The organism is Tissierella sp. (genome assembly GCF_052089545.1).
GTDB lineage: Bacteria > Bacillota > Clostridia > Tissierellales > Tissierellaceae > Tissierella_A.
This window is the reverse complement of sequence record NZ_JBQDAA010000012.1, coordinates 1-25,084: the sequence shown is the minus strand read 5'-3', so window position 1 is coordinate 25,084 and position 25,084 is coordinate 1. Positions and strand designations below refer to the sequence as shown.

General features: G+C 31.1%; 24 protein-coding genes. 9 read left to right on the top strand and 15 right to left on the bottom strand.

All coding sequences use genetic code 11. The features are described from left to right. The 3 genes from ACTHW2_RS02195 to ACTHW2_RS02185 all read right to left on the bottom strand — a co-directional run. On the bottom strand, window positions 1–264 hold a 264-nt coding region (locus ACTHW2_RS02195), incomplete at its 3' end, for an aconitase X (protein ID WP_442262094.1). A 54-nt stretch (window positions 265–318) separates the two neighbouring features. Then, window positions 319–729: an aconitase X swivel domain-containing protein gene (locus ACTHW2_RS02190; RefSeq protein ID WP_442262093.1), complete on the bottom strand. Its 411-nt coding sequence runs from the start codon at window positions 727–729 to the stop codon at window positions 319–321. After that, a complete protein-coding gene (locus ACTHW2_RS02185; RefSeq protein WP_442262092.1) occupies window positions 730–1,935 on the bottom strand; it encodes an aconitase X catalytic domain-containing protein in 1,206 nt (401 codons plus the stop codon). It lies immediately after the preceding gene. A gap of 64 nt (window positions 1,936–1,999) precedes the next feature. Between ACTHW2_RS02185 and ACTHW2_RS02180 the strand changes: the two genes are divergently transcribed. The 3 genes from ACTHW2_RS02180 to ACTHW2_RS02170 all read left to right on the top strand — a co-directional run bounded on the left by ACTHW2_RS02180 (window position 2,000) and on the right by ACTHW2_RS02170 (window position 5,032). After that, the gene (locus tag ACTHW2_RS02180; protein WP_442262091.1) at window positions 2,000–2,875 is read left to right on the top strand and encodes a hypothetical protein; all 876 of its coding nucleotides are present in this window, start codon (window positions 2,000–2,002) and stop codon (window positions 2,873–2,875) included. Between the two features lie 82 nt (window positions 2,876–2,957). Continuing rightward, window positions 2,958–3,650 carry a GntR family transcriptional regulator gene (locus tag ACTHW2_RS02175; protein ID WP_442262090.1) on the top strand — a complete coding sequence of 231 codons (693 nt, stop codon included), beginning with the start codon at window positions 2,958–2,960 and terminating at the stop codon, window positions 3,648–3,650. 41 nt (window positions 3,651–3,691) lie between these two features. Further along, entirely contained in the window at window positions 3,692–5,032 is a 1,341-nt protein-coding gene (locus tag ACTHW2_RS02170) for an MATE family efflux transporter (protein ID WP_442262089.1), read from the top strand. A gap of 47 nt (window positions 5,033–5,079) precedes the next feature. Here the strand turns inward: ACTHW2_RS02170 and ACTHW2_RS02165 are convergent, their stop codons facing one another. From ACTHW2_RS02165 to htrA, 4 genes are all read right to left on the bottom strand, one after another. Next, entirely contained in the window at window positions 5,080–5,754 is a 675-nt protein-coding gene (locus ACTHW2_RS02165) for an MBL fold metallo-hydrolase (protein ID WP_442262088.1), read from the bottom strand. Continuing rightward, window positions 5,754–7,094: a sensor histidine kinase gene (locus ACTHW2_RS02160; protein ID WP_442262087.1), complete on the bottom strand. Its 1,341-nt coding sequence runs from the start codon at window positions 7,092–7,094 to the stop codon at window positions 5,754–5,756. The genes ACTHW2_RS02165 and ACTHW2_RS02160 overlap by 1 nt, the downstream gene beginning before the upstream one ends. Continuing rightward, a complete protein-coding gene (locus ACTHW2_RS02155) occupies window positions 7,084–7,749 on the bottom strand; it encodes a response regulator transcription factor (RefSeq protein WP_442262086.1) in 666 nt (221 codons plus the stop codon). The genes ACTHW2_RS02160 and ACTHW2_RS02155 overlap by 11 nt, the downstream gene beginning before the upstream one ends. A gap of 77 nt (window positions 7,750–7,826) precedes the next feature. Further along, complete coding sequence (gene htrA / locus ACTHW2_RS02150; protein ID WP_442262085.1) at window positions 7,827–9,050, bottom strand: serine protease HtrA; 1,224 nt, start codon at window positions 9,048–9,050, stop codon at window positions 7,827–7,829. Between the two features lie 130 nt (window positions 9,051–9,180). Here htrA and ACTHW2_RS02145 point away from each other — a divergent pair, with 130 nt between their 5' ends. Next, entirely contained in the window at window positions 9,181–9,369 is a 189-nt protein-coding gene (locus ACTHW2_RS02145; protein ID WP_442262084.1) for a hypothetical protein, read from the top strand. A 25-nt stretch (window positions 9,370–9,394) separates the two neighbouring features. Here the strand turns inward: ACTHW2_RS02145 and msrB are convergent, their stop codons facing one another. After that, window positions 9,395–9,841, bottom strand: a complete 447-nt coding sequence (gene msrB, locus ACTHW2_RS02140; RefSeq protein WP_442262083.1) for a peptide-methionine (R)-S-oxide reductase MsrB — start codon at window positions 9,839–9,841, stop codon at window positions 9,395–9,397. Window positions 9,842–10,023: 182 nt separating this feature from the next. On the opposite strand from msrB, the gene pdhA reads away from it, so the two are divergent. Genes pdhA through lpdA form a run of 4 tightly spaced genes read left to right on the top strand, consistent with a single transcriptional unit; the run spans window position 10,024 to window position 14,875 of the window. Continuing rightward, a complete protein-coding gene (gene pdhA, locus ACTHW2_RS02135; RefSeq protein WP_442262082.1) occupies window positions 10,024–11,109 on the top strand; it encodes a pyruvate dehydrogenase (acetyl-transferring) E1 component subunit alpha in 1,086 nt (361 codons plus the stop codon). Beyond that, window positions 11,109–12,089, top strand: a complete 981-nt coding sequence (locus ACTHW2_RS02130) for an alpha-ketoacid dehydrogenase subunit beta (protein WP_442262081.1) — start codon at window positions 11,109–11,111, stop codon at window positions 12,087–12,089. Before pdhA ends, ACTHW2_RS02130 begins: the two co-directional genes overlap by 1 nt. Window positions 12,090–12,114: 25 nt before the next feature. Continuing rightward, window positions 12,115–13,479, top strand: coding sequence for a dihydrolipoamide acetyltransferase family protein (locus tag ACTHW2_RS02125; RefSeq protein WP_442262080.1), 1,365 nt, complete (start codon window positions 12,115–12,117; stop codon window positions 13,477–13,479). 16 nt (window positions 13,480–13,495) lie between these two features. Further along, a complete protein-coding gene (gene lpdA, locus ACTHW2_RS02120; RefSeq protein WP_442262079.1) occupies window positions 13,496–14,875 on the top strand; it encodes a dihydrolipoyl dehydrogenase in 1,380 nt (459 codons plus the stop codon). A gap of 77 nt (window positions 14,876–14,952) precedes the next feature. On the opposite strand, the gene ACTHW2_RS02115 is transcribed toward lpdA, so the two are convergent. The 6 genes from ACTHW2_RS02115 to ACTHW2_RS02090 all read right to left on the bottom strand — a co-directional run bounded on the left by ACTHW2_RS02115 (window position 14,953) and on the right by ACTHW2_RS02090 (window position 21,570). Further along, a complete protein-coding gene (locus ACTHW2_RS02115) occupies window positions 14,953–16,275 on the bottom strand; it encodes an amidohydrolase (protein WP_442262078.1) in 1,323 nt (440 codons plus the stop codon). Between the two features lie 43 nt (window positions 16,276–16,318). Beyond that, the gene (locus ACTHW2_RS02110; protein ID WP_442262077.1) at window positions 16,319–16,777 is read right to left on the bottom strand and encodes a hypothetical protein; all 459 of its coding nucleotides are present in this window, start codon (window positions 16,775–16,777) and stop codon (window positions 16,319–16,321) included. A gap of 1 nt (window position 16,778) precedes the next feature. Further along, window positions 16,779–17,573, bottom strand: coding sequence for a DUF3100 domain-containing protein (locus ACTHW2_RS02105; RefSeq protein ID WP_442262076.1), 795 nt, complete (start codon window positions 17,571–17,573; stop codon window positions 16,779–16,781). A 272-nt stretch (window positions 17,574–17,845) separates the two neighbouring features. After that, the gene (locus ACTHW2_RS02100; RefSeq protein ID WP_442262075.1) at window positions 17,846–19,132 is read right to left on the bottom strand and encodes a hypothetical protein; all 1,287 of its coding nucleotides are present in this window, start codon (window positions 19,130–19,132) and stop codon (window positions 17,846–17,848) included. Between the two features lie 179 nt (window positions 19,133–19,311). Continuing rightward, window positions 19,312–20,898: an ABC-F family ATP-binding cassette domain-containing protein gene (locus ACTHW2_RS02095; RefSeq protein WP_442262074.1), complete on the bottom strand. Its 1,587-nt coding sequence runs from the start codon at window positions 20,896–20,898 to the stop codon at window positions 19,312–19,314. 81 nt (window positions 20,899–20,979) lie between these two features. Then, on the bottom strand, window positions 20,980–21,570 hold the full coding sequence (locus tag ACTHW2_RS02090; RefSeq protein ID WP_442262073.1) for a DsbA family oxidoreductase: 591 nt from the start codon (window positions 21,568–21,570) through the stop codon (window positions 20,980–20,982). A 122-nt stretch (window positions 21,571–21,692) separates the two neighbouring features. On the opposite strand from ACTHW2_RS02090, the gene pepF reads away from it, so the two are divergent. Next, window positions 21,693–23,495 (top strand): oligoendopeptidase F, encoded by a 1,803-nt coding sequence (gene pepF, locus ACTHW2_RS02085; RefSeq protein ID WP_442262072.1) that lies wholly within the window; start codon window positions 21,693–21,695, stop codon window positions 23,493–23,495. Between the two features lie 20 nt (window positions 23,496–23,515). On the opposite strand, the gene ACTHW2_RS02080 is transcribed toward pepF, so the two are convergent. Next, window positions 23,516–24,907, bottom strand: a complete 1,392-nt coding sequence (locus ACTHW2_RS02080; protein WP_442262071.1) for an MATE family efflux transporter — start codon at window positions 24,905–24,907, stop codon at window positions 23,516–23,518. Window positions 24,908–25,084: the final 177 nt, after the last annotated feature.

Genomic DNA, 25,084 nt, shown 5'->3' with positions numbered 1-25,084 from the left:
GTGTAGATGTACATTTAAATAGTCTAAATCAATACTTGGATTTACTGTTGGCGATATTTTACAAAAAGCGTCTCCTTCAAGCATCTTTTCTGCAAACCATAGATCTGCATCCTGCGCACTTAAGGCTACATGTGCTCTAGTTATAGGAACCATTACATCAGCATCAAAAGTCTCACCTAATGCTACTTGTATTTCCATTGCCATAGCAACACCTTTACCATATTTACCATCTAACATATCTTGTTCATGACTAGTTAACTTCACAAAACCACCCCTTATTTTATAGTATTAATATCCCAAGAAATATTATATTTCTTCTTATAATATTTCAATATAACCATTATCTGCATCTACTTTAATCCTATCTCCATCTTTAACTGTTTTATAAAACTCTTCTTCCACTTTGTCTACCATAGGAACTTCCATTATTATGGCACTTGAAACTAAAACTGTTTCAGGATGTTGAATAATCATTGCCTTAGGAGCATTTCCTTTGGAATTTAATTGATATAGACCATCTGCTTGAACTACTGAACTACCTTTTCCACTTGGGAATATTAAAACTTTATTAGCAATTTCTTTTCCTTCTAGGTCGTGAGCTGGTTCTATAACTTTACCTGTTTCAGGTTCAATTAAATAAAACATGATATCATCTTCAGATATTATTCCTTCACCTTCTGCAACCCCTTCTGAAATCTTATGACACTTAAATCTTTTTTTCCTATCCATTTATTTTACCTCCCCTGTTAATGCTGCATCTATACAAGTATCTAAGTCTCTAATGACAAAGTTTATACCTCTTCTTTGAGGATAATATGCACATTTTGGTGATTCAGTTATACCTATTTTCCCTTTTAAATGTCTCCAACATGGTTGATCTGGACAAGTATCTGGAACTATAAATCCTCCTGCCTTCCTAATTATTTCATCTATTCCCATTCTTTCAGCCATTTCCTTTACATGGCTTGATATGAGTATCCACATTTCTTTTTTAAGTTTTTTACCTTCGATTTTATCCGCAATATATTTTGCTTCCTCTAATGTAAAGTGAGGGCATCCAAACATAGCGAAATCTATTTGCCTATTTCCTTCTAATGAAATTTCCTTTAATATATTTTTCATATCTTCATTAGTTATAACAACTTTTCTCTTTGCTTCCTTTCCACCTAATGCAGCCTCAAGTGTTGGAGCCTCAGGGGTAAAACCTACTACATGAAACATTGAATATGCACCTGATGTATTTAATTGTGCGCATAAATTACGTAAAGCTTCTTTTGAAATATGTTTTGGTAGACCTGTAAATACAGGGATTCCATTTCCGATTTTCTTTCCTAGCATACCTAGAATATGATAATCAAAATCTGAATTTATATCTGCTTCTACCTCTACTAATATATCTGCCTTTCTATTTTCATCAAGAAGGAGTCCATATTCTGGTACAAATCCTGTAATTGCTGCACAAAGTGCACTATTTGCACCTTCTCTGTTGCTTCTAGCGCCCCAAACTGCATTTACATAAGGAGTAGCACTAGATTCAGAAAATGCTACCACTTCACCAAAGTTTGGTACATTAGTATCTATATAAGGAGTACAGTTATAACTTAAAACTGCACCTAAAGCTTTATATGCGTTATGTGTTCTTTGCATTAAATCAGCATATTCTTTTGCTACCATATCTTTTTCCTTAAAAAATGATAAGCAAAATCCTGGATTAACAGTAGGTGCCACCCTACATTTTGCACCTGCATTTAATAATCTCTCTGCAAACCATAAATCTGCTTCTTGATTGCTAAGTGCCACATGGGCCCTTGTTATTGGTACCATCCTAGGTGCATCAAATGATTCTCCTATAGCTACTTGAATTTTCATAGCTAAAGCTGTTCCTTTTCCATATTTACCATTTAACATATCTTCTTGAATTTGTGTTAATTTCATTTCTTTTCCCCCTTTATGTGTAATTTCCTTTCTTATAGCCTCTTATACTCCTATGGAAGTTCCTGTGATAACTAAAACAGATGTAATTAAAATTGGTAAAACTAAGAATGGAAATGATATATACTTTGACAAAATTGCCTGGCAAGCAGATGTAGTAGTGCCTATAAATAGAATAAAGCTTCATACAGACTTTGTAGCAGATATACAAAGTGGAATTTGTAAAATGTTGGTTATAGGTCTTGGCAATCACATTGGATGTTCCTCAATGCATGAAGAAGATTTTGATAAATTTGGGAAGATTATAAAAGAGGCATCTACCATTATAATGGAAAAGGTTAATGTAGGATTTGGGGTAGCTATCTTAGAAAATGCTTATGATGAGACTGAAAGAGTTGAACTCATACCATCTAATGAACTTATATCAAGAGAGATAGAATTAGTAAAACTATCCAAAGAAAATATGCCATTACTTATGATTCCTGAAATCGATGTTTTAATAGTAGAGGAAGTAGGTAAAAACATTTCTGGTGCAGGATATGATCCTAATATTTTAGGAAAAAGTTATATATTAAATGATTTTGTTTTAGATGTTCCTAAGATAAATAGAATGATATTACTAGATGTATCTGAAGAGTCACATGGGAATGCTATTGGATTAGGCATTTTTGATGTTATTACTAACAAACTTTTTCAAAAATTAGATTATGAATCCATATATGCAAATGGAATAGCAACAAAATGCATAGATGATTGTAAAATACCTTTAATAGCTCAGGACGAAAAAGAAGCTTTAATAGTTGCTATAAAAGTTTTAAGAGATGCAGATAAAGATAATTTAAAAATTGTAAGAATAAAAAATACTTTAGAACTAGAATATATTTATGTTTCGGATGCTTTAATTGATCATGTTAAGACAGACAATAGATTGGAATTACTATAATATTTCAAAGGGGCTATACTAGAGCCTAGAGTATAGCCCTTAAATATTATCAAGTTTATAATATAAGTAGGGATAAAATATAATGATTTTTTCAAATTTAAATAAAGAGGGTGATATTATTATTATAAAAAATACAAAGGTAAATTTAACCCAAAAATCTTATGAAAGAATTCGTGACAAGATACTTAATAATATTATAAAACCTGGGGAGCTTATCAATGAAACTTCTATAGCAAAAGAGTTAGGTATGAGTAGGACACCTGTTAGAGAATCAATTAGAATGTTAGAGAGTGAAGGTATAGTAGAAACTAAAAATGGTATTGGAACAATTGTAAAGATTATATCATTTAGAGAGATGAAAGATATATTTGAAGTAAGAAAGTGTTTGGAAACTATAGCTATAAAAACTTCAATACTTAATATAAGCAAATTGGAAGTAGAGGAATTATTAGATGAATATTTAGATATAAAAGAAAGGTTTAAAAAAGGGATAGTAGTAGAAAAGGAATTTGCAGAGATTGATATGAAAGTTCATAATCTAATAATTGGTAGATGCAAAAATGAATATGTTAAAACCTTGTTTGAAAGTATCAATTTGATGGTGAAATTATACCAATTTGTATTGTATTTTAACATGGAATCTAGTAAGGAAAGCATTGCACAACACATTAATATATTAAATTTAATTAAAGAAGGAAATGTAGATGAATTAAGTATAGCTTTAAGGGATCATCTTGACTGGTCACTAGAGTGGTATTTAAAAGATTATAAATAATTTAAAATTGCTTAAGAATAATTTTGTTAAAAGGAATGAAAATGAATATAAAAAATAAGAAAACCTTCAATAAAGTTTTTTATAAATATATAATTACAAGTATACTAGGAATGCTAATGTTTTCTATATATGTATTATTTGACACTATCTTTGTAGGTCAAGCATTAGGGAAGGTAGGTTTAGCTGCTTTAAATGTAAGTATTCCTATCTATAATCTTCTTTTTGGAATAGGGCTTTTGATTGGTGTAGGTAGTTCAATATTAATTTCTATAAATGTTGGAAAAGATAATAATAAATTAGCTTGCATAGCTTTTAATCATTCTATAGTTTTAGGGATTACAATTGGCCTATTAATATCTATATTTGGATATATATTTTCTGATAATATTATTTTGTTTTTAGGAGCAGGTGGTGAAAACAAACTCTTAGCAGAAGAATATTTAAGGATAGTAATTCCATTTTCATGGTCATTTATTATGGTATACAATTTATCGGTAGTAGTAAGAAATGATAATAATCCTAGATTATCAATGATTGCAATGACATTAGGGGGATTTTTAAATATTATTTTAGATTATATACTTATATTTCCATTTAAAATGGGGATGAGAGGGGCAGCAATTGCCACAGTAATATCTTCATTGGTATCCTTATCAATTTTATTAAAACATATTTTTGGGAAGAATTGTACTTATAGGTTAAATTCTATAAAAATAAATAAAAACTCCACTATAAGAATCTTAAAGATAGGATTTCCAAGTTTTATAGTTGAACTATCTTCTGGAATTTTAATTTACATATTTAATAAAGAATTAATTCAGACTTTAGGATATATCGGTGTTTCTTCTTATACGATAATTGCAAATATTTCTCTTATGATTGTTGCAATATTTAATGGAATATCTCAAGGGGCGCAACCTCTCTTAAGTCTTAATTATGGATTAGGTGATATAGAAGAAGTTGCAAAAATTCGAAATAAATCTATAAAAATAGCTTTTATTTTAGGGATTATATCTTTATTAATAGGAGAATTGTTTCCAGAGTTTTTAATAAGCCTGTTCACTAATGAGAAAGGTAAAATAGTAGATATAACTAAATTAGGTATTAGAATTTATTTTTTATCATTTCCATTAGCTGGTATAAACATTGTAGCAAATGGTTATTTACAATCTATAGAGATTTCAAGATACGCAACCTTTATTTCAATATTAAGAGGAGTAATATTTAATTTAGTTGGTTTAAAGTTATTTACAATAGTTTTAGGTTCTATAGGAATATGGATTACTGTGCCTATAACAGAAATACTTATACTTATTACCATAGGGATTGTTTTATATAATAATAAAGAAAATGTGTCAATGGAATATAAAAACAATTATTAAATGATAAAGCTCCTACTCATATGAGTAGGAGCTTTATCATTTTATATTTATAATTCAAAAACTTGGTTTCTATGCTCAATATTCACAATATGTGTGTTACTATCTTCCATTTTGTGGATAAACTTTTCGTTCTTGCTATGGTTATCCCCAAAGTGCATTGGGAAGAAGTATTTTGGTTTTAATTTATCTATAAAATATTGTCCACCCATATAATAATTATCTTCAAGTCTTGGATCAACTGGGAAAAATGCTATATCAACTTTTTCTTCTTCCATTCTTCCTATTTTCTTTTTAAATAGATATTCCATAGATTCCTTTTCCTTTGGAGTATCATTATCCCAAGCCCACCAGTTTAAATCGCCAGCAAAGAATATATTTATACCATCTACCTTTACAAAGAAAGATACTCCAAGGTCTGTTGAGCTATAAGTTTTTATTTGTAAATCATCAAGAAAGATACTCTTATAAGCTCTCATAAAGGTAATATCTCTTTGAGACTGTATTTCTATATCATCACTAAATATATATTTAATATCACCATCTAAGTCTAATATAGCAGGATTAAAATGGTCTTCATGACTATGGGTTGAAAATATATATGTTTTTTTATCCTTTATATTAAGATCACCCTTATAATAGTCAAAGACTAAAAAGTGATTTTTAGTTTCCACAGTAAATCCACTATGAAATATATATTCTACTTTTACTCCTAACTTTTCCATTATCTCACCTCATCATTTATTTCTATTGTAAATATTACCCACTTGTCACTATTTTTAGCATATATTTTCGCACCATGAAACTTAAGAATCTTTTCGACTATAGCCAGACCTAGTCCAAATTCACCTTTTTGTCCCTTGTTATATTCTTTAAATAGATTTTTTAAAACATCTTTTTCAATCTTTGGACCATCATTACCTATATTCAATATTATTTTATCTTCTTTTCTTTTCAATTCTAAAAAGATTTCTTTATCTGCATATCTTAAAGCGTTATCCAAGATGTTTTCAATAGCTACGCTCCATTTTTCACTATCACCAAATATATTAATCTTTTCTAGGTCTAATTTAAAGTTTATATCCTTATTAAACTTGAATTTATGGACAGTATCTTCTAGGAGTTTGTCTAAAGAAAGTTTCTGGAAGTTGTTTTTTTCGTATCGGAAATATTCTAACTTAGAAAAGTATAATAAATCTTTTATTTTCTTCTCTAATCTTTCGGCTTCTTCGTCTATAAGGTCTAAGGAAGAGTCTAAATCACCCTTTGGAAAGATTCCATCTTTTATAGCTTGTAAGAAACTCCTAATAACCATAACTGGTGTTTTTAAATCATGTGATATATTTTGTAAAAAACCTCTTTCAAGTTGGTCTTGTCTTATTAACTGAGTTCTAAGGTTTTCAAGAGAACTTCCAAGTTTACCTATTTCATCATTTCTATCTAACTGCATAGCTTCCTTCCAATCTCTATTGGAGAGCTTTTCTACCTTTTTCTCTAATTCTACTATAGGCCTAGATAAATATTTTGCAAGTAGTAGTGCAGGTATCCAGCTTAGTATGAGGATCGGTATCATTATTCTGATAAGTTTATTAAAGAGTGTATAGACTAGGTCGTTCCTATATGAATCACCTATATAAGAGATTAGATAATTATAGTTATCTACTGACTCTCCCTGATTAATAATATAAAATATAGTTTCATCACCTAAAGAAAATTTATATTTTTGTATCTTTCCTTTTTGAGTATCAATATTTTCTTTTATCTTATCTAAAAATTCTCTAGGTATTGGATTTTGGAGTCCTATATTATTATTATCGTAAATAATCATATGTTTTACCATTCTAATATCATCATAAGAAGAAGTATCTAGTTGTGTATTACTAAAATCTTCTATAGAATAACCACTTAAGATTATATTTTGTGCAGACTTCAAAGTAGAGTAGGTTTCTTCGGTAAAAAAACTTCTAAGACTACTTGGTATTATAAAGAGTAAAACTATTGCTATAAAAAATGTAATTGATGCAAAAACAATCCAAATTTGCATAGAAAGAGATTTATTCTTCATCACTAACCATCCTATAACCGTAGGCATAAAGAGTTTCAATATTTAAATCTTTCATCTTATTTCTAAGTCTTCTAACTAAATCATCTACAACCCTATCTGAACCAAAATAATCTTCTTCCCAAACTTCCTCTAAAATTTGTTCACGAGATAGTGCAAGACCTAGATTTTCAACTAAATATATAAGTAGGCTATATTCTTTGGAAGTAAGTTTTATTTCCTTTTTACCTTCATTTACTGTCCTACTTTTTGTATTTATAGTGTATGGATCAACCCTATATTCAGTTTTTTCATCCTTTTTATATCTAGCCAATACATTTTTTGCCCTAATAACAAGTTCACGAGGTAAAAAAGGTTTTGGCAAATAATCGTCACAACCAAGTTCAAGACCAATCACCCTATCAATATCTGCATCCCTTGCAGATATAAATATAATAGGTATATGTGGTGTAGTGGCCTTGATTTCCTTTATAAGTTTGTAGCCATCTATATCTGGAAGCATTATATCAAGTATCCATAAATCAGGTGAATTTGCTATGTTTTTTTTAGCATCCAAACCATTTAAAAATGATTTTACAGAAAAAGATTCTCTTTCTAAATAAGAAGAAAGTATCAAATTTAAATTTTTATCATCTTCAACTAAGTATATTGTCTTCATAAATTTCCTCCCTATGACCTATTATATCAAAAGGTATAAAAAAACTCTTAAAATTTTAAGAGTTTTTCCTTATCTATTTAAAATGATACATCTATCTTCTTTTCTTCATTATTTCTAAGTGTCTTAAGTGTGACCTTATCATCTTTAGTGTAGTCATATAATAGTTTTTTAAGAGATTGCATAGATTCTATATCAGCTTTATCAATCTTTAAAAGAATATCGCCATTCATAAGTCCAGCCTTATCAGCAGGGCTACCAGCTATAACCTCAAGAATGATAACTCCTTTTTCTAAATCTAAATCTACTCCAAGTCTAGATTGATACTCTTGTATATCAAGACCTTTTATACCTAATTGAACAGTTTCAAAGCTACCTTTTTGGATTACTTCATCTATGATTCCCTTTGTAGAATTAATAGGGATTGAAAACCCTAGACCTTCTCCAGATTTAATTTTAGCTGTATTTATGCCTACTACTTGACCTTGTGAATTAAGAAGTGGGCCACCACTGTTTCCTGGATTTATTGAAGCGTCTGTTTGGATCAAGTTATCCATTACAGTATTTCTATCTATTGCTATGGTTCTATTAAGCCCAGAAATTATTCCAGAAGTTACAGTTCTTTGAAATTCAAGACCTAAAGGGTTTCCTATAGCTATTGCAAGTTCTCCTACTTCAAGATCATCCGAGTCCCCAAGTTCCATAGCAGGTAGACCCTTTATATCTACCTTTACAACAGCTAAATCAAGAGTTGAATCGGTCCATAAAAGTTTAGCATTTACTTGGTCTCCATTTTCAAATAAAACCTTTATTTCCTTAGCATTTCCATCGGCAACCACATGAGAGTTTGTAAGTATATAGCCATCAGAATCTACTATAACTCCAGAGCCTAATCCCCCACGATCCTGTTCACCAAAGAAATCGTCTACAGTTTCAAGAGTTGTAATTCCAACTACAGATTTCATACTCTTTTTTACTACAGCAGTAACTGTATCGATAGAATCATTTGTATTTATTGTTATAGGATCTGCGCTATAAGTTGCAGTTTCTTTACCTATATTTTCAACTAGCCTAGGGCTTATATAGCTTGCGGAAAAACCTCCTATCATAGATGCGACTAATGCCAAAGCTATATAAGAGAAAAGACTTCCTCTAAAACTCTTCTTTTTAGGAGGCTTTTTTTCCTTTCTTTCAATATATATATCTTCTGGAATAGAAGCATAAGATTGTTTTTTTCCATCATTTTGACTTTCTTCATTTTCATTATTTAAATCTTTTTCCATATCATTATCATCATAGTTCATATTCTTTTCCTCCTTAAACATATTCATATTAATTTATTACCCTATTTTAAATATATAAATTATAGTCTTCTCTATATATAATATATCTAAGAAATGTCAAAACAATGTGTTTAAAATGTGTTATTCTTGTGTGATATTAGGAGTTACTAGAAATGAAGAGTTATTTGAAGGTATAGGGGAGAGTTTTTTACAGCTTATAACACTTCACCAAGTAGCATGGAGAAACTGGGAAAAGGTAGGTATTCTTTTACTTGGTACATCAATACTTATAATAATAGTAGATTTACTTAGTAATATAATAAGAAAAAAGTTTAAATAAGAGATATCTCTTATTTAAACTTTTTTTATTTGAATAATTTTAAATATTCTCCATATCCTTCTTTTTCTAAATCTTCTTTTTTAATAAATCGAAGAGCCGCTCCATTTATACAATATCTCATTCCGCCTTCTTCTTTCGGACCATCCGGGAAAACATGACCTAAATGGGAATCACCATGCTTACTTCTTACTTCAGTCCTTGTCATTCCTAAGGAATTATCCTTTTTTTCTTCAATGTTTTTTTCAATAGGCCTAGTAAAGCTTGGCCAGCCACATCCAGCATCGTATTTGTCTTTTGAAGAGAAAAGAGGTTCGCCAGACACTATATCTACATATATTCCATCTTCATAGACTTCGTTATATTCATGAGTAAAAGGTCTTTCTGTTCCAGACTCTTGAGTAACCTTATATTCTATATCATTTAATCTATTCCTTATAGTCTCCTTATCAGGTTTAGAATAGTTCTTATCCATAATATCACTCCTCAAAATTGGTTTACCCAAGAATGAAAAAAAGATTCATTTTACAATAAAAAACAAATATTTATATGAAATGTTTAAAAGGGTAAGAATATGTATATATATATAGTGTGGTGAGAATGATTATTAATGATTAATATAAAATATATATATAAGAAATATAAGGAGGTAATTTAATGGAGTTTAAAGACTATAATCCATTAGAAGGAAAAATGTATCAGGTAATGGATGAATCTGGAAAGGTTAAGAACAAAAAAGATCTTCCAAATCTGAAAGATGATGAATTAATTTATCTATACAAGACAATGCTATATACAAGAGTTATAGATGAAAAGGCAGTATCATATCAAAGACAAGGTAGAATGCTTACCTATGCACCAAATACTGGGCAAGAAGCAACACAAGTAGCTAGTGCATATGCTATGGAAGAAAAGGACTTTCTAGTACCGGCATTTAGAGAACTTGGTGCATGGCTAGTAAAAGGTGTTCCTTTAAAGAGTATCTATCTATATTGGTATGGAAATGAGTGGGGAAGTCACTTTCCAGAAGATATAAATATGCTTCCAATTTCAATTCCTATAGCGTCACAATATTCACATGCTGCAGGTATTGGTATGGCAAGCCAAATAAAAGGTGAAGACGATGTGGCTGTAGCCTATGTAGGTGACGGTGGAACTTCTCACGGAGATTTTCATGAAGGTTTAAACTTTGCAGGAGCTTTTAATGCACCTGTTGTATTTATTATCCAAAACAACCAATACGCAATATCTATTCCAAGGAAGAAACAAACAGCAAGTGAAACTCTAGCTCAAAAGGCTATAGCTTACGGAATAGAAGGAATTCAGGTTGATGGAAATGATATATTTGCAATGTATAATGCGACTAAAAAAGCAATAGATAAAGCTAGAGATGGTGGCGGACCAACTCTTATAGAGGCTTACACTTATAGATTAGGGGCTCATACAACATCAGATGACCCTACAAAATATAGGGAAGATTCAGAAGTAGAACCATGGTTAAAAAAAGATCCACTTATAAGATTTGAAAAGTATTTAAAAGAAAAGAAACTACTTGATGATAAATGGTTAGAAGAAACTAGAAAAGAATTAGAAGATGATGTAACAAAGGTATTTGAAACAATGGAAAAGGAACAAGAATATAAAGTTGAAGATATATTTAAGTACCACTACGAAACTATGCCTCCACAGCTAGAAGAGCAAATGAACGATTATCTAGAATTCTTAGAAGGGGGTAAAAAATAATGGCTAACAAATTAAATTTAATAGGAGCAGTAACACAAGCATTAGAAAATGAATTAAAAGAAGATGAATCTGTAGTTGTTTACGGTGAAGACGTTGGTGTTGAAGGTGGAGTATTTAGAGCGACAGTAGGACTTCAAGAGAAATTTGGAGAAAAAAGAGTATTTGACGCGCCTTTAGCTGAATCTGGAATAATAGGAACAGCTATAGGTATGGCTATAAAAGGATTAAAACCAGTAGTTGAAATGCAGTTTATGGGCTTTTCATATCCAGGATTTAATCAAGTAATATCACATGTATCACGTATGAGAAATAGATCACGTGGCAGATATACTATGCCTATGGTTATAAGGATGCCTTATGGTGGAGGAATAAGAGCACTTGAACACCATTCAGAAAGTACTGAAGCACTTTATGCTCAAATACCAGGGCTAAAGGTAGTTATACCTTCTACTCCTTATGATGCTAAAGGACTTTTAATAGCAGCTATTAAAGATCCAGATCCTGTAGTATTTTTAGAACCAAAAAGAATTTATAGAGCCTTTAGGCAGGAAGTTCCGGAAGAAGCTTATGAACTTCCTATAGGTAAGGCTAGAGTTTTAGAAGAAGGAGAAGACGTAACTATAGTAGCTTGGGGTGCTATGGTAAGAGACACACAAGCAGCTATAAAAATGGTAAAAGAAAAAGGTATAAATCCTGAATTAATAGATTTAAGGACTATTTCACCAATAGATAGGGAAACTATCATAGAATCAGTTAAAAAGACAGGTAGAATTATAGTAGTTCATGAAGCACCAAAAACATTGGGATTAGGTGCAGAGATTACTTCTATTGTAAATGAAAATGCCTTTCTTTATTTAGAAGCACCTCCTACAAGAGTAACAGGTTTTGACACTATATTCCCTCTAGCAAAAGGAGAAAAACACTATATACCAAGCCCGGAGAGAATAGCAAAAACTATAGAAGAAGTAGTAAATTATTAGTTTTTTAATATAAGGAGGATAAAAGATGAGATTTGATTTTAAATTTCCCGACGTCGGAGAGGGTATCCACGAGGGAACTATAGTAAAATGGTTAGTAGAAAAAGGACAAGAAATTAGTGAAGGCGATTCGATTGTAGAAGTTGAAACAGATAAGGTAACTACAGATATTCCATCACCTAAAGAGGGAAAAGTATTAGAACTTTTAGGTGAAGAAGGAGATATACTTCATGTTGGAAATCCATTTGTAGTTTTAGATATAGAAGGTGACGGAAGTGAAGAAACGGCAGAAGCAGCTGACGCAGCAGATCCAGCTGACAAGGAACAAGATTTAGATGAAAAGGAAGAAGAAGTAGAAGAGGAAACAGCTGGAGTTGTAGGTGAAGTAGAGGTTTCTTCTGACGAAATACCTCCAAGTGATGAAGGCTCTAGTTCTAAAGAGACAAAGAAAAAGACTGGTAAAAAAGCTCTTGCAACACCAGTAGCTAGGGCTATGGCAAAAGATTTAGGAGTAGATATAAATACTGTAGAAGGAACTGGACCAGCTGGTAGGGTAATGAAGGCAGATATTCAAAAGGCTAAAGATTCTGAAACGAGTAAAGTAGAAGAAACTCCTAAAAAATCACAAGAAAGTAAGGCAGCTAGAAAAGATCCAAAAGCTTTACAACTTGATGATGAAAGAGAAGAAGATGGACGCTATGAAAGAGTGCCTTTAAGCAGAATAAGACAGACTATATCTGAAAAAATGAGTGAAGCTAGATTTACAATACCTCATACAACAGTTATGGATGAAATAAATGTTACAGAGCTTGATAAGTTTAGAAAAAAATATAAAGATACTTTAAGAGAAGAGGGCGTAAACCTTACCTATCTTCCATTTATAATAAAGGCAAGTATTAGAGCTATAAAAGAACTTAGAGAGTTTAATGCATCACTAGATGAAGTAAACCAGGAAATGGTTTATAAAAACTTCTATAACATTGGAATAGCAACAGATACTGAAAGAGGGCTTATGGTTCCAGTTATAAGAGATGCAGATAAGAAGAGTATAGTTGAAATAGCAAGAGAAATTGCTGATTTAAGTGAAAGAGCAAAAGAAAACAAACTAGGTTTAGATGAACTTAAGGGTGGAACATTTACAGTTACTAATTATGGTTCAATAGGAGGACATTTTGGTATTCCTATAATAAACCATCCAGAGTCTGCAATACTAGGCTTAGGTAGAATAGTTAAAAAGCCTATAGTTGAAAATGACGAAATAGTTGTAGGAAAGGTTCTTCCAGTATCTCTATCTTATGATCATAGAATTATAGATGGAGCTAGTGGTTCTAGATTTATAGTTATACTAAAAGAACTATTAATGGATCCTGAAATGTTATTTTTAAAATCATAAAAGGAGCTTTTAAAATATGGAAAAATATGATGTAATAATAATAGGAGGCGGCCCGGGAGGGTACGTCTCTGGTATCAAGTCTGCGCAGCTTGGTTTAAAGGTTGCAGTAGTAGAAGATGGAAATCTTGGTGGAGTTTGTTTAAACTGGGGTTGTATACCAACTAAAACAATGCTTACAACAGGAAAAAAACTTGATCAGATTAGAAATGCTAAAGAGTTTGCAATAGAAGGAATAGATGAAGATAAGGTTCATGTAGACTGGAAAGCTCTTTTAGAAAGAAAAGATGATGTTGTAGGAAAACTTGTAAATGGAATAAGAATGCTTTTTAAGAAAAATAAAGTAGATCTTATAGAAGGTTTTGCAAAAGTTAAAGATAAAACTACTATAGAAGTTGATGGTAAAACATTAAAAACTAAAAATATTGTTATAGCTACAGGTGCAAAGGAAGGCTATCCAGAGATAGATGGCTTAAAAGAAATGCATGAAAAAGGCAATATAATATATAGTAAAACTGCTTTTGACCTAGAAGAAGTACCAAAAGATCTAGTTATAATAGGTGGAAGTCAATACAGTATAGAGTTTGCAAATCTCTTTAACCTATTGGGTTCAAGAGTTACTATAGTTCAAAAATATGACAAGGTACTTCCTTTTGTAGAAAAAGAAGCAGCTAAAACCTTAGAAAGAAAACTAAAAAAAGATGGGGTAAAGTTTGTAACAAAATCAGAATTTAAAAACATAAGTGAAGATGGACTTGTTGTAGAAGTAAAAGGCAAGGAAAAAGTGTTTAAAGGTGACAAATACCTTATATCTTGGCTTCCAGAGCCAAATATAAAAGGTTTAGAGGCTTTGGACCTTAAAAAAGATGACAGAGGTTTTATAGAGACAGACGAAACTATGAAAACAAATATAGATAATGTATATGCAATAGGAGATGTAAATGGTAAATATTCCCTAGCCCATGTTGCATCAGCTGAAGGTATTGTGGTAGCTGAAAGACTATCTGGAAAAGATAGCACCATGGATTATAATTTAGTTCCACTTTTAATCTATACTCAACCAGAACTTGCAAGTATAGGCTTAACAGAATCACAAGCAAAGGACAAAGGGATGGATGTTACATCTAGTAAATTCTTACTTGCTGCAAATGGTAAAGCTATGAGTGAAGGAGATAGTGTAGGTTTTATAAAGATTATCTCAGACAACAAATATGGTGAAATAGTAGGTACACATATCGTTGCAAATGATGCGGGCAATATGATTTCAAACGCAGCATCTATAATGCAACTAGAAGGAACAATTTATGATATGGCAAAAACTATACTTCCACACCCTACAACTTCCGAGATATTCTTAGAAGCAGCTTTTGGTGCAATAGATAAACCAATTCATATGTAATAAATAAAATGAGATAAATAAAATGGCTTATACGATTGATCGTATAAGCCATTTTATTTTATATTGTAAAAGGGGTATTAATATTCAAACACATCTACATTATCTACACTTTCCAGGAATTCTAAATATTCTTCTTTAGTCATTTCTGGAGTAAAGTTATCTAATATATCTCGTGCTACTTCTGCATCGTTAAATAATAAATCAATAACAGTCAATGCCATTGTTTTAGCAGGCATTATATAAGCTTTATATTCATCTACCACTTCAAATTGACGAGTATGAAGACTACCAACTACTCCTCCAATCATTGGATGAAGAGTAGGCATTATATGAGATACGTCTCCTAAGTCAAAGGATCCTGTGAAATCTCCACCTTCTATTATTTTATCCTCAGGAATACCTAAGAATAATAAATTGTTTTTGAACAATGTATCTAGTGAAGAATGTTTTAAAATAGGAAGATATCCAGGTATGTTTGTAATCTCAACATCAGCCCCAACTGCCATGGCACCAGCTTTTATAGCTCTATCTACCTTCTTATTTGAATCAATCATTCCTTCTATTGTTCTAGCTCTAACATATGATTCCATTTGAACATCGTCAGGAACAGAGTTAACAATATCTCCACCCTTGGTTATTATTGGATGAACCCTAACTTTATCAGTATCCTTAAAGGTTTCTCTTTGAGCATGAATATTATTCATAGCTAACATTGCAGCATTTAAGGCATTAATTCCATCTTCTGGTGCTGAACCTGCATGAGATTCCTTACCCATGAATTTAATTTTCTTACCTACAAAGCCATTACTTACTGGGCCTATTAGAGCATCTTTTCCATCCATATCTAATGAATGAAACATCATTGTCATATCTACAGAATCAAAGTGACCCTTTTTAATAAGTTCTTGCTTACCACCAAAATAAGTCAGCTTGCCTTGATCTCTTAACTGTGCTCTATAGTCTAACTCTATAAACTCTTCTGCTGGTGTTGCTATTATAGAAACATCACCAGATAGTTCTTTTAAGACACCACTTTTTACTAGTCCCAAAGCTGCTCCTAGCATTCCACCCATCTGGTTACTATGTCCACATGCATGAACTGCTCCAGTCTCAACTGCATCCTTATGTGTAGCACATGAGATTGCATCCAACTCTCCTAATATGGCTACATTTGGACCTGGTTTTCCACCTTCAATAACTGCCTTGCAACCTGTAACAGCTATGTTTTCCTCTACTTCTAATCCTAGTTCTTTAAGAAAATTGATAGCAGTTTTAGTAGATTCAAATTCTTTATATCCGTATTCAGGTGTTGCATAGATATCCTTGCTTGCTTTGATTATACGTTCCTTATTATCATCTATTGCTTTAATGACCTTTTCTTTTAAATCATTTATATTCATAATTAACCCTCCTATTATTAGTAGTCATACAATTAATCATTATTTAGCTAAAGAGCATCATAAAGAAATCTCCTAAGAGACTTGATACTAAGAAAGTACCAGTCATTACTACTACAGATATAATAACTGCTTTCAATCCAAGTTCTCTAAACACTCCCCAGTCTTTACCTATTAAAACACCTGCGTAAGCTAATATTGGTGTAACAACTGACATTAAAGATACATTTCCTACATGGAATATAACTGGGCCAGCAATAGGTGAAAGAGGTGATGCAATAAATATTGCAATGAATGAAATCCACAATACAGATGTGATCTTTTTTGTAGGAACTATATATGATAATATATAACCAGCTAATGAAATAGCTGCCAAAATTGATAAGCCTTGTAATGATTCAACAATCCCTATATCATATCCTACAATATTGGATATTACAGAAAGGAGCATACTAAATATCAATGCACCTAATATATTACCAAGATTTTCTTTAAGTTTTATCATTTTATTCACTCCTCTTTCTTGTTAGTTTACTATATAAGAATTCAGTTAAAGGCAATCCTAAGAACATACCTAAAGGAATTGCAATTACACTTGAAATTAAGTTACTTAGTCCAGCAAATGCAGTCATCTGTACTTCTAATTCTGGGTACATTTCTATAAGTCCAGCTAATCCCGCTGTCATCATTGAAGCACTTCCAGCTCCTACACCCATAGATGCACCTAATGGACTGACTATTCCTAAAGAAATGGTTATTGGTGTTAAAACACTCATTACGATTGGACCAAATAGTGTACCAACTATATAAACAGCCATAACTCCTCTAAATTCAGGTGATTCACCACCATAGACATCCTGTATTAATCCTACATTTGCCTCTCTACTAAGGCTATGAGTCATACCAACTGCTTCACGTTTCATTCCTAACATTAAAGCTAAGGGTAATGCTAATATTATGGTACCTAAGTTACCAAAGTTTTGTAATATTAGAGCTAAGCCAGCATCTTTGATTTGTTCCATTGCTGCACCACTTGTTACCCCTAATTTTGCCATTAATAATGCTAGTCCTATTCCCATCATATAGTTAGCATTTGAAGCATTTTTTTCTGTAACCAGTTTTAGAGGCTTTATCATATAAATAGTAAAAACAATAAGCATAGACCAAATTAATGGTGAGAAAGTTATATTTATGCCCCCTATGGCAATACTTTTTGGACCTAGCAATTCAGCCATTATAGTTGCAAATAAAGCAATCAGATGTAGTTTATAATCCTTTAAAACACTTAATTCTTTCTTCAAGTCATTTTCCTCCTAAGTAAATTTTATCCTTCAGATAAATAAAAAAATATATAACAATATTTATTAGATTAATAAAAATGCTTTAAATATATTTATATTCTCTCCTCTCTTGCGAAAACTCTAGCCGAATTAATGACGTGTCTCTAGGTTGTCTTTAATAGCTTTGATATTATTATATGTAAACGATATCAAGATGTCAATAGGAAAAGCAAATATTACATTAATTGGTTGACCAAAAAAAATAAACCCTTTAATTAAAGGGTTTATAAAAGTTAGTTAATATTAAATTTTATTTTAATGATCTTTTTAGGCCTTCCTACAGACTTACTTGTTTCTAACCCAATCATTTCACCACAGTTATGGTCTAATATCTTGTTTATAATTCTATTAGCAGTCCTAGTACTAACATTTAAATAGTTTGCAAGTTCATCACTGGTAAATGTATCCTTATTATATTTTTCCTTTATAGAGTTTATTTTTTGGATATATAAAGGATTTAAATCAATCATTTTAGCCATCTCATCAATTTCGTCCTTATCCATTATAAAATTATAACTAAGTTCTCCCTTATCTAATAAAGGGCCTTCTATTTTATCATTTTCCACTTTAAAGATAGAGGCACTAGCATAATTTATGGCAGCATTTAAAGCTTTATTTGCACTGACTTCACTTTCATAAGCAGTCATTCCCAAACCTGTACCTACAAAGATTTCTATATCTTTTGTTTTTAGAAAGCTTAGTGTATTTTTCAAGCTAATAAGATTTTGAGTGTTTTCTACAGCTCCTCTGGTAGAAAATATTAGGAATCTATTCCATTTAGAACTAAAAATACTACCTTGAATCTCTTTTAAGTATCCAATTAAATTACTCTCTATTAAAGAGCTTATTTCCAGCTTCTTATATTGTGATATATTTTCTTGATCTTTTGTATATATAACTTGTACAGCTAAATTTGAATGTTTGACTATAACCTCATTAATCTTATAAAGGAGTTTACCAATAGTACTCTTAATTATAGATTTGGTTGAATACAATCTTATAGTGGGGTATCCTTGAGATTTAACCTGGTCATAAACCCATCCTAAGCCTATTATGGATATACAAGTATCTTTATTTTCCTGTGCTTTGATATGAAAGTCGATATACCTTTTTTCCTCATATAGATGGTTGTATTCCATAAATTCTATATTAATATCATTTATATTTAACTCTTCTAATGTATCCTCAACTTCATTTCTATTAACAGTATCTATTGAAATGTTCTTACAATCTGGAAATCTTTCTTTTAATTCCCAAAGTGCTTTCATAATACTTGATGATGAGAATGGAAGGTAGACATGAGGTAGGGAGATATCCTTTTTTTCAATGGTTTTATAATATACACCCATACCTGTAAAAATCAAACCATCACATTCTTTTTCAGATTCGTCAATTTTAAGATATGCTTCTTCAGTTTTACTAACTTCATATATTATAGCTACTATCTGGGGGAAGTATTGCTCCATAATTCCAGCTATTTTCTTACTTGAATCTAATGGACCTACTATTCCTATTTTCATAATCATCATTTCCTTGTCCTTTATATTTATAATGTCTTAAATTATTATTATATTTAACTTTAACAAAATCTGATAATATAGCAAGCTTAAATAAGGAATTGATAAAACTAATTATAATAATAAAACAACCTAATAACTCTTGTAAGCTAGAAGGTTGTTTTGTTTTGAAATTCTTATTTTTAACTATAGTATTTCTCTATATATTCTTCATAAGTAGCAGAAAGATCTCTGAACTTATCTCCATTTATTTCTATGATTCTATTTGCTATAGTATCTATAAACTCGTGGTCATGGGATGTAAATAGAATATTGCTCTTATAATCTTTAAGACCATTATTTACAGCTGTTATACTTTCAAGGTCTAAGTGGTTAGTAGGTTGATCTAGTATAAGTGTGTTTGCATCTTTAAGCATCATACGAGAGAGCATACATCTTACCTTTTCGCCACCTGATAAAACATTAACCTTTTTAAGTGTTTCTTCTCCAGAAAACAACATCCTACCTAAGAATCCTCTTAAGTATATTTCTGATGGTTCTGCTGAAAACTGTCTTAACCATTCTATAAGATTTAAATCTACATCATTAAAATACTGGGAATTATCTTTTGGGAAGTAAGAAGTTGTAATAGTTTGACCCCATTTAAACTCTCCACTGTCTTGAGTGTCTTCACCATAGAGAATATCAAATAAAGCACTTATAGCTATCTCATCGCCTATAAAAGCTATTTTATCACCTTTATTTACCCTAAAGCTTATATCGTCTAATACTTTTACTCCATCAACTTCTTTTGAAAGACCTTCAACATTTAATATTTCATTTCCAACTTCTCTTTCCATATTAAATCCTACAAAAGGATATCTTCTAGAAGAAGGTTCTATATCATCAAGGGTTATTTTTTCAAGCAGTTTTTTTCTACTAGTTGCTTGCTTGGACTTAGAAGCGTTAGCAGAAAAGCGTGCTATAAAGGCCTGCAAATCTTTTACCTTTTCTTCTTTTTTCTTATTTTGATCCTTAGCCATTTGTTGGGCTAGTTGACTAGATTCGTACCAAAAGTCATAGTTTCCTGAAAACATTTTGATTTTTCTAAAGTCAATATCTACCATGTGTGTACATACTTCATTTAAAAAATATCTATCGTGAGAAACTACAATTACAGTACCATCAAAATCAGCTAAAAAGTTTTGTAACCATCTTATACTTTTTACATCTAAATGGTTAGTAGGCTCATCAAGGATAAGTATTCCTGGTTTTCCAAATATTGCCTGTGCTAGAAGGACTTTAATCTTTTCATTACCCTTAAGTTCCTTCATATACTTACCGTGTAAACTTACTGGTATACCAAGGCCTTGAAGAAGAGAAGAAGCTTCAGACTCTGCACTCCAACCATCCATTTCAGCAAATTCACCTTCAAGTTCAGATGCTTTTATTCCATCTTCATCTGAAAAGTCTTCCTTACTATATATTGCATCTTTTTCAACCATTATTTCAAAAAGTCTTTTGTTTCCCATTATAACTGTATCTAAAACTTTTTCTTCATCAAATTTAAAATGATCCTGTTTAAGTACACTCATACGTGATTCTTTATCTATTGAAATATCCCCTGTATTTGGCTCAATTTCTCCAGAAAGAATTCTTAAGAAAGTACTTTTCCCAGCACCGTTTGCTCCTATTACTCCATAACAGTTACCTGGAGTAAACATTAAATTCACATCTTCAAAAAGTTTTTGTCCGCCAAAACTTAAACTCAAATTGTTTACATTAATCAAATCTAAAAACTCCTATCTATATTATATAATCAAAATATTATATCATAGACAGGAGTTTTATGGTAGGGCAATTTTAAGATATTATCCTTCTAAATCTTTTTTAAATTCCCTATATTCTTTTAATTCTGTTACATTTCTTTTATCGTCTACTATAAAAGTAGGAACACTTTCTACTTCATAAACCTTTGAAAGCCTTTCAGCTTCTAACATTTCTTCGTCATATCCACCATCATCTATACAAGAATTCATTTCAGCTATATTTATACCGACCTTAAGTCCTATATTGTTTATAACTTCTTTATCTGCTATATTTTCACCCTTTTCAAATACAGTGTCAAAAGCTTCTTTGGCAAATTCATAAAACTTACCTGAGTCCCTAGCAAATAGAGCTGCCTTGTGAACCCTTCCAGTATTATAAGACATATTTTTATTATTATAAGTTAAATTGTATTCTTTACCTAGGTCTACTATTCTTTGAAAATTCTTTTCCAATTGCCCTTGGGGGAACTTATCTGATATATCCTTACCCTCTAGAGGTATATCTTTACTCAGCTCATAAGGGTACCAAATATATTCTAAGTTTGGCTCTTCATTTTTAAGTCTATTTAATATAGAAAATCCTATATAACAAAAAGGACAAGTGAAATCCATAAAAGTTTTAATATTTTGCATAACAATCTCCTTTCAAAAGTTGTTTAATACATATATACCCTTAAAATAAGTTTCTAACAGGAAGAAAATTTTACATATTGGGTATAATATATAACTATAGAAACTTTAAGGAGGATTTAAGAATGATTGTAGATAGAAAAGATGTAGATAAGAGTCTCACCTGGGATTTATCTGCCATATTTAAGACTGAAAAAGAGTATGAAGAATCTTTAGATAAGATGATAAATTCATCTAAAGAAATAAAGGAAGAATTTAAGGGAAAGTTAAAGGATGCAGCTGATATAAACAATTGTTTAGATAAATTAAGGGATCTAGAAGAAATAGCTGTTTTAGTATATACATTTGTTTCATTAAATGTATCTGTAGACCAAACAGACACAAAAAATCAAGAAAGACAAATGAAGTTTATGAGTAAATATTCAAATATTTTAAGTAGACTTAGCTTTATAGAGTCTGAAATAATTAAATCTAGTGAAGACGTTATAAAAGATGCTATAGATACATCAAGTGAAAACAAAGGGCACCTAGAAGAAATACTAAGAAAAAAGGAATATGCACTTTCAGCTGATGTAGAAGAAACTCTTTCTAGTTTATCAAATATACTAGATACTCCATATGAAATATATAATAATACAAAACTAGCAGATATGGATTTTCATTTTTTTGAGATAAATAGTAAAAAATATCCACTTAGTTTTATAAATTTTGAGGGTGAGTGGGAATATAGTGATAATACAGATATAAGACGTGAAGCTTTTCGTGTTTTTTCTAAAAAGTTAAAAGAATATAAGCACACCATAGCTACTGCCTACAATGCTCAAGTACAAAAGGAAAAAACTATTTCAGATTTAAGAGGATTTAATAGTGTTATAGATAGCCTTTTATTTCCACAGGAGGTAGATAGAGAGCTTTATAATAGACAAATTGATCTTATAATGGAACACCTAGCTCCTCATATGAGAAAATATGCTAAGCTTCTTCAAAGAATTCATGGATTAGATAAGATGACATTTGCAGACCTTAAAATAGATGTTGACCCAGACTTTGAACCAGATATAAGTGTGGAGGATTCTAAGGAATATATAAAAGGTGCATTAGGCGTTTTTGGTGATGAATATATGGAAGTATTAAATAGAGCCTATGATGAAAGATGGATAGATTTTGTTCAAAATAAAGGGAAGTCAACAGGTGCATTTTGTTCAAGTCCATATGGATCGCATCCATTTATACTTATATCTTGGACTCAAAAGATGAGAGAAGTTTTTGTACTTGCTCATGAATTAGGTCATGCAGGACATTTTTATTTAGCGCAAAAGGAACAAAACATATTTGATACAGATCCTTCCATGTATTTTGTAGAAGCACCTTCAACTATGAATGAAATGCTTATGGCAAACTATCTTTTAAAAAACACAGATGATAAGAGAATGAGAAGATGGGTACTTTCTTCTATGATTTCTAGAACTTACTATCACAATTTTGTAACACATCTATTGGAAGCACACTTTCAAAGAGAAGTCTACAGGCTTGTTGATAAGGGAGAGGGGCTACATTCAGATAAATTAAATAATTTAAAAAGAAAAACATTAGAAAAGTTTTGGGGAGACACAGTAGATTTAAATGAAGGAGCTGAACTTACTTGGATGAGACAGCCGCATTATTATATGGGACTATACTCTTACACTTATAGTGCTGGACTTACTATAGCAACTGAAGTAAGTAAAAGGGTTATAGGGGGAGATAAAGAGGCTTTAGAAGATTGGAAAGATGTTTTAAAAACTGGAGGAAGTAAAACTCCTCTTGAACTTGCACAAATGGCAGGTGTTGATATAGGAACGGATAAAGCTTTATTAGATACTATAGAACATATTGGAAATATAATAGATGAGATAATAAAGCTTACAGATGAAATAGAAAGGGAATAATAAAAGATAGGACCTAGGTCCTATCTTTTATCTATATCAGCATCTATAATACCGGCGTCCATATTTTTAAATACAGTAGAAAATACTTTTACAAATAATATTACCAAGACTACTCCTGATATAAATTCTGAAAGTGGGAAGGAATACCAAATGAGGCTTACTCCTCCTATTTTACCCAGTATATAAGCTGCTGGGAGAAGCACAATTATCTGTCTTAAAAAAGATGCTATAAGACTTATAACTCCCCTACCTACTGCTTGGAATGTAGTAGATGCAACTATTGCAAGTCCTATAATTGGGAAAGCTAAACTTATAGTTTTTAAAGCTGTAACTCCCATAGAGACAAGCTCGGGATCATCATTAAATAACCTGACCAGTTGCTCTGGAATAAGCTGAAATGCTATAAATCCAAGGGTTGTTATTGACCCTCCTACCAATAATCCATATTTTATAGTTTTTTTCATCCTGTCTGGTTTATTAAATCCATAATTATAACCTATAATAGGCATATAACCTTGATTAAGTCCAAAAACAGGCATAAATACGAAACTTTGTAATTTAAAGTAAATACCTACAACTGCTATTGCATCTGTATTGTATGAACCAACTATAAGGTTTAATCCAGCTGTCATAAAAGAACCTAAAAATTGCATTACCATTGCAGGTAGTCCAACTTCATAGATATCTTTTATTATCTTAAATTCAAATTTAAATTTACTCTTATCTATTATAATATCTCTGTCGTTATTAAATACCATATAGATAATGTAAATACCACTTATAAGCCTACTAAAAACTGTAGCATAAGCTGCTCCGGCGGCTCCGAGTTCTGGGAAAGGTCCAATTCCAAATATTAAAAATGGATCTAAAACTATGTTGATAACAGCGCCTATAAGCATAGCTACCATTGGTACAAATGTATTTCCTTCACCTCTTAGTATGTCACTAGAAAGTATAGGAACAAATAAAAATGTGGAACCTATAAATATAATACTTATATATTCTGAAGCCATTTCTAATAGCGCTATATCGTCTGTAAATATACTTATAATTCCTCTTGAGAAAAATGCACCTATTAGTGCGATTATAATCCCGTAAAATACTGATAATAAGAGTACGTGCTCTGCTACTCTTGATGCTCTTTCCTTTTCTCTTTTACCAAGTAGTCTTGATATAAGAGAACTTGCTCCTACCCCTGTACCTACAGATATAGCTATTAAAAACATCTGTAAAGGGAAGGCGAGAGACAGGGCTGAGAGTCCACTTACACTATAATTTCCTACATAAATACTATCTACTACGTTATACAGAGCTTGTATAGTCATCGAAAAAATGGATGGAATAGACAATTTTATAAGAAGAGGTAAGATTGGCTCAGTTCCTAGTCTGTTTTGATCTGTTTGATTGTTCAATCAATCACTCCTTATCTTAATAATCCTATTTACTTTAAAATAGCCCTATAATCATTATACACTAAATTAAGATAATTAAGCATATTTAATCATTTTAACCTTTTTAAAAAAAAAAGCAATACATTAAATATTTTTATTTTTTTATTTTTTATAAATATATACCAATTAAAATATAAA

What these genes read in the sequence shown, in the direction of transcription:
- ACTHW2_RS02190 (WP_442262093.1), bottom strand. Translation starts at nt 729, where the DNA reads ATGGATAGGAAAAAAAGATTTAAGTGTCATAAGATTTCAGAAGGGGTT.
- ACTHW2_RS02185 (WP_442262092.1), bottom strand. Translation starts at nt 1,935, where the DNA reads ATGAAATTAACACAAATTCAAGAAGATATGTTAAATGGTAAATATGGA.
- ACTHW2_RS02175 (WP_442262090.1), top strand. Translation starts at nt 2,958, where the DNA reads ATGATTTTTTCAAATTTAAATAAAGAGGGTGATATTATTATTATAAAA.
- ACTHW2_RS02170 (WP_442262089.1), top strand. Translation starts at nt 3,692, where the DNA reads ATGAATATAAAAAATAAGAAAACCTTCAATAAAGTTTTTTATAAATAT.
- ACTHW2_RS02165 (WP_442262088.1), bottom strand. Translation starts at nt 5,754, where the DNA reads ATGGAAAAGTTAGGAGTAAAAGTAGAATATATATTTCATAGTGGATTT.
- ACTHW2_RS02160 (WP_442262087.1), bottom strand. Translation starts at nt 7,094, where the DNA reads ATGAAGAATAAATCTCTTTCTATGCAAATTTGGATTGTTTTTGCATCA.
- ACTHW2_RS02155 (WP_442262086.1), bottom strand. Translation starts at nt 7,749, where the DNA reads ATGAAGACAATATACTTAGTTGAAGATGATAAAAATTTAAATTTGATA.
- htrA (WP_442262085.1), bottom strand. Translation starts at nt 9,050, where the DNA reads ATGAACTATGATGATAATGATATGGAAAAAGATTTAAATAATGAAAAT.
- msrB (WP_442262083.1), bottom strand. Translation starts at nt 9,841, where the DNA reads ATGGATAAGAACTATTCTAAACCTGATAAGGAGACTATAAGGAATAGA.
- pdhA (WP_442262082.1), top strand. Translation starts at nt 10,024, where the DNA reads ATGGAGTTTAAAGACTATAATCCATTAGAAGGAAAAATGTATCAGGTA.
- ACTHW2_RS02130 (WP_442262081.1), top strand. Translation starts at nt 11,109, where the DNA reads ATGGCTAACAAATTAAATTTAATAGGAGCAGTAACACAAGCATTAGAA.
- ACTHW2_RS02125 (WP_442262080.1), top strand. Translation starts at nt 12,115, where the DNA reads ATGAGATTTGATTTTAAATTTCCCGACGTCGGAGAGGGTATCCACGAG.
- lpdA (WP_442262079.1), top strand. Translation starts at nt 13,496, where the DNA reads ATGGAAAAATATGATGTAATAATAATAGGAGGCGGCCCGGGAGGGTAC.
- ACTHW2_RS02115 (WP_442262078.1), bottom strand. Translation starts at nt 16,275, where the DNA reads ATGAATATAAATGATTTAAAAGAAAAGGTCATTAAAGCAATAGATGAT.
- ACTHW2_RS02110 (WP_442262077.1), bottom strand. Translation starts at nt 16,777, where the DNA reads ATGATAAAACTTAAAGAAAATCTTGGTAATATATTAGGTGCATTGATA.
- ACTHW2_RS02100 (WP_442262075.1), bottom strand. Translation starts at nt 19,132, where the DNA reads ATGAAAATAGGAATAGTAGGTCCATTAGATTCAAGTAAGAAAATAGCT.
- ACTHW2_RS02090 (WP_442262073.1), bottom strand. Translation starts at nt 21,570, where the DNA reads ATGCAAAATATTAAAACTTTTATGGATTTCACTTGTCCTTTTTGTTAT.
- pepF (WP_442262072.1), top strand. Translation starts at nt 21,693, where the DNA reads ATGATTGTAGATAGAAAAGATGTAGATAAGAGTCTCACCTGGGATTTA.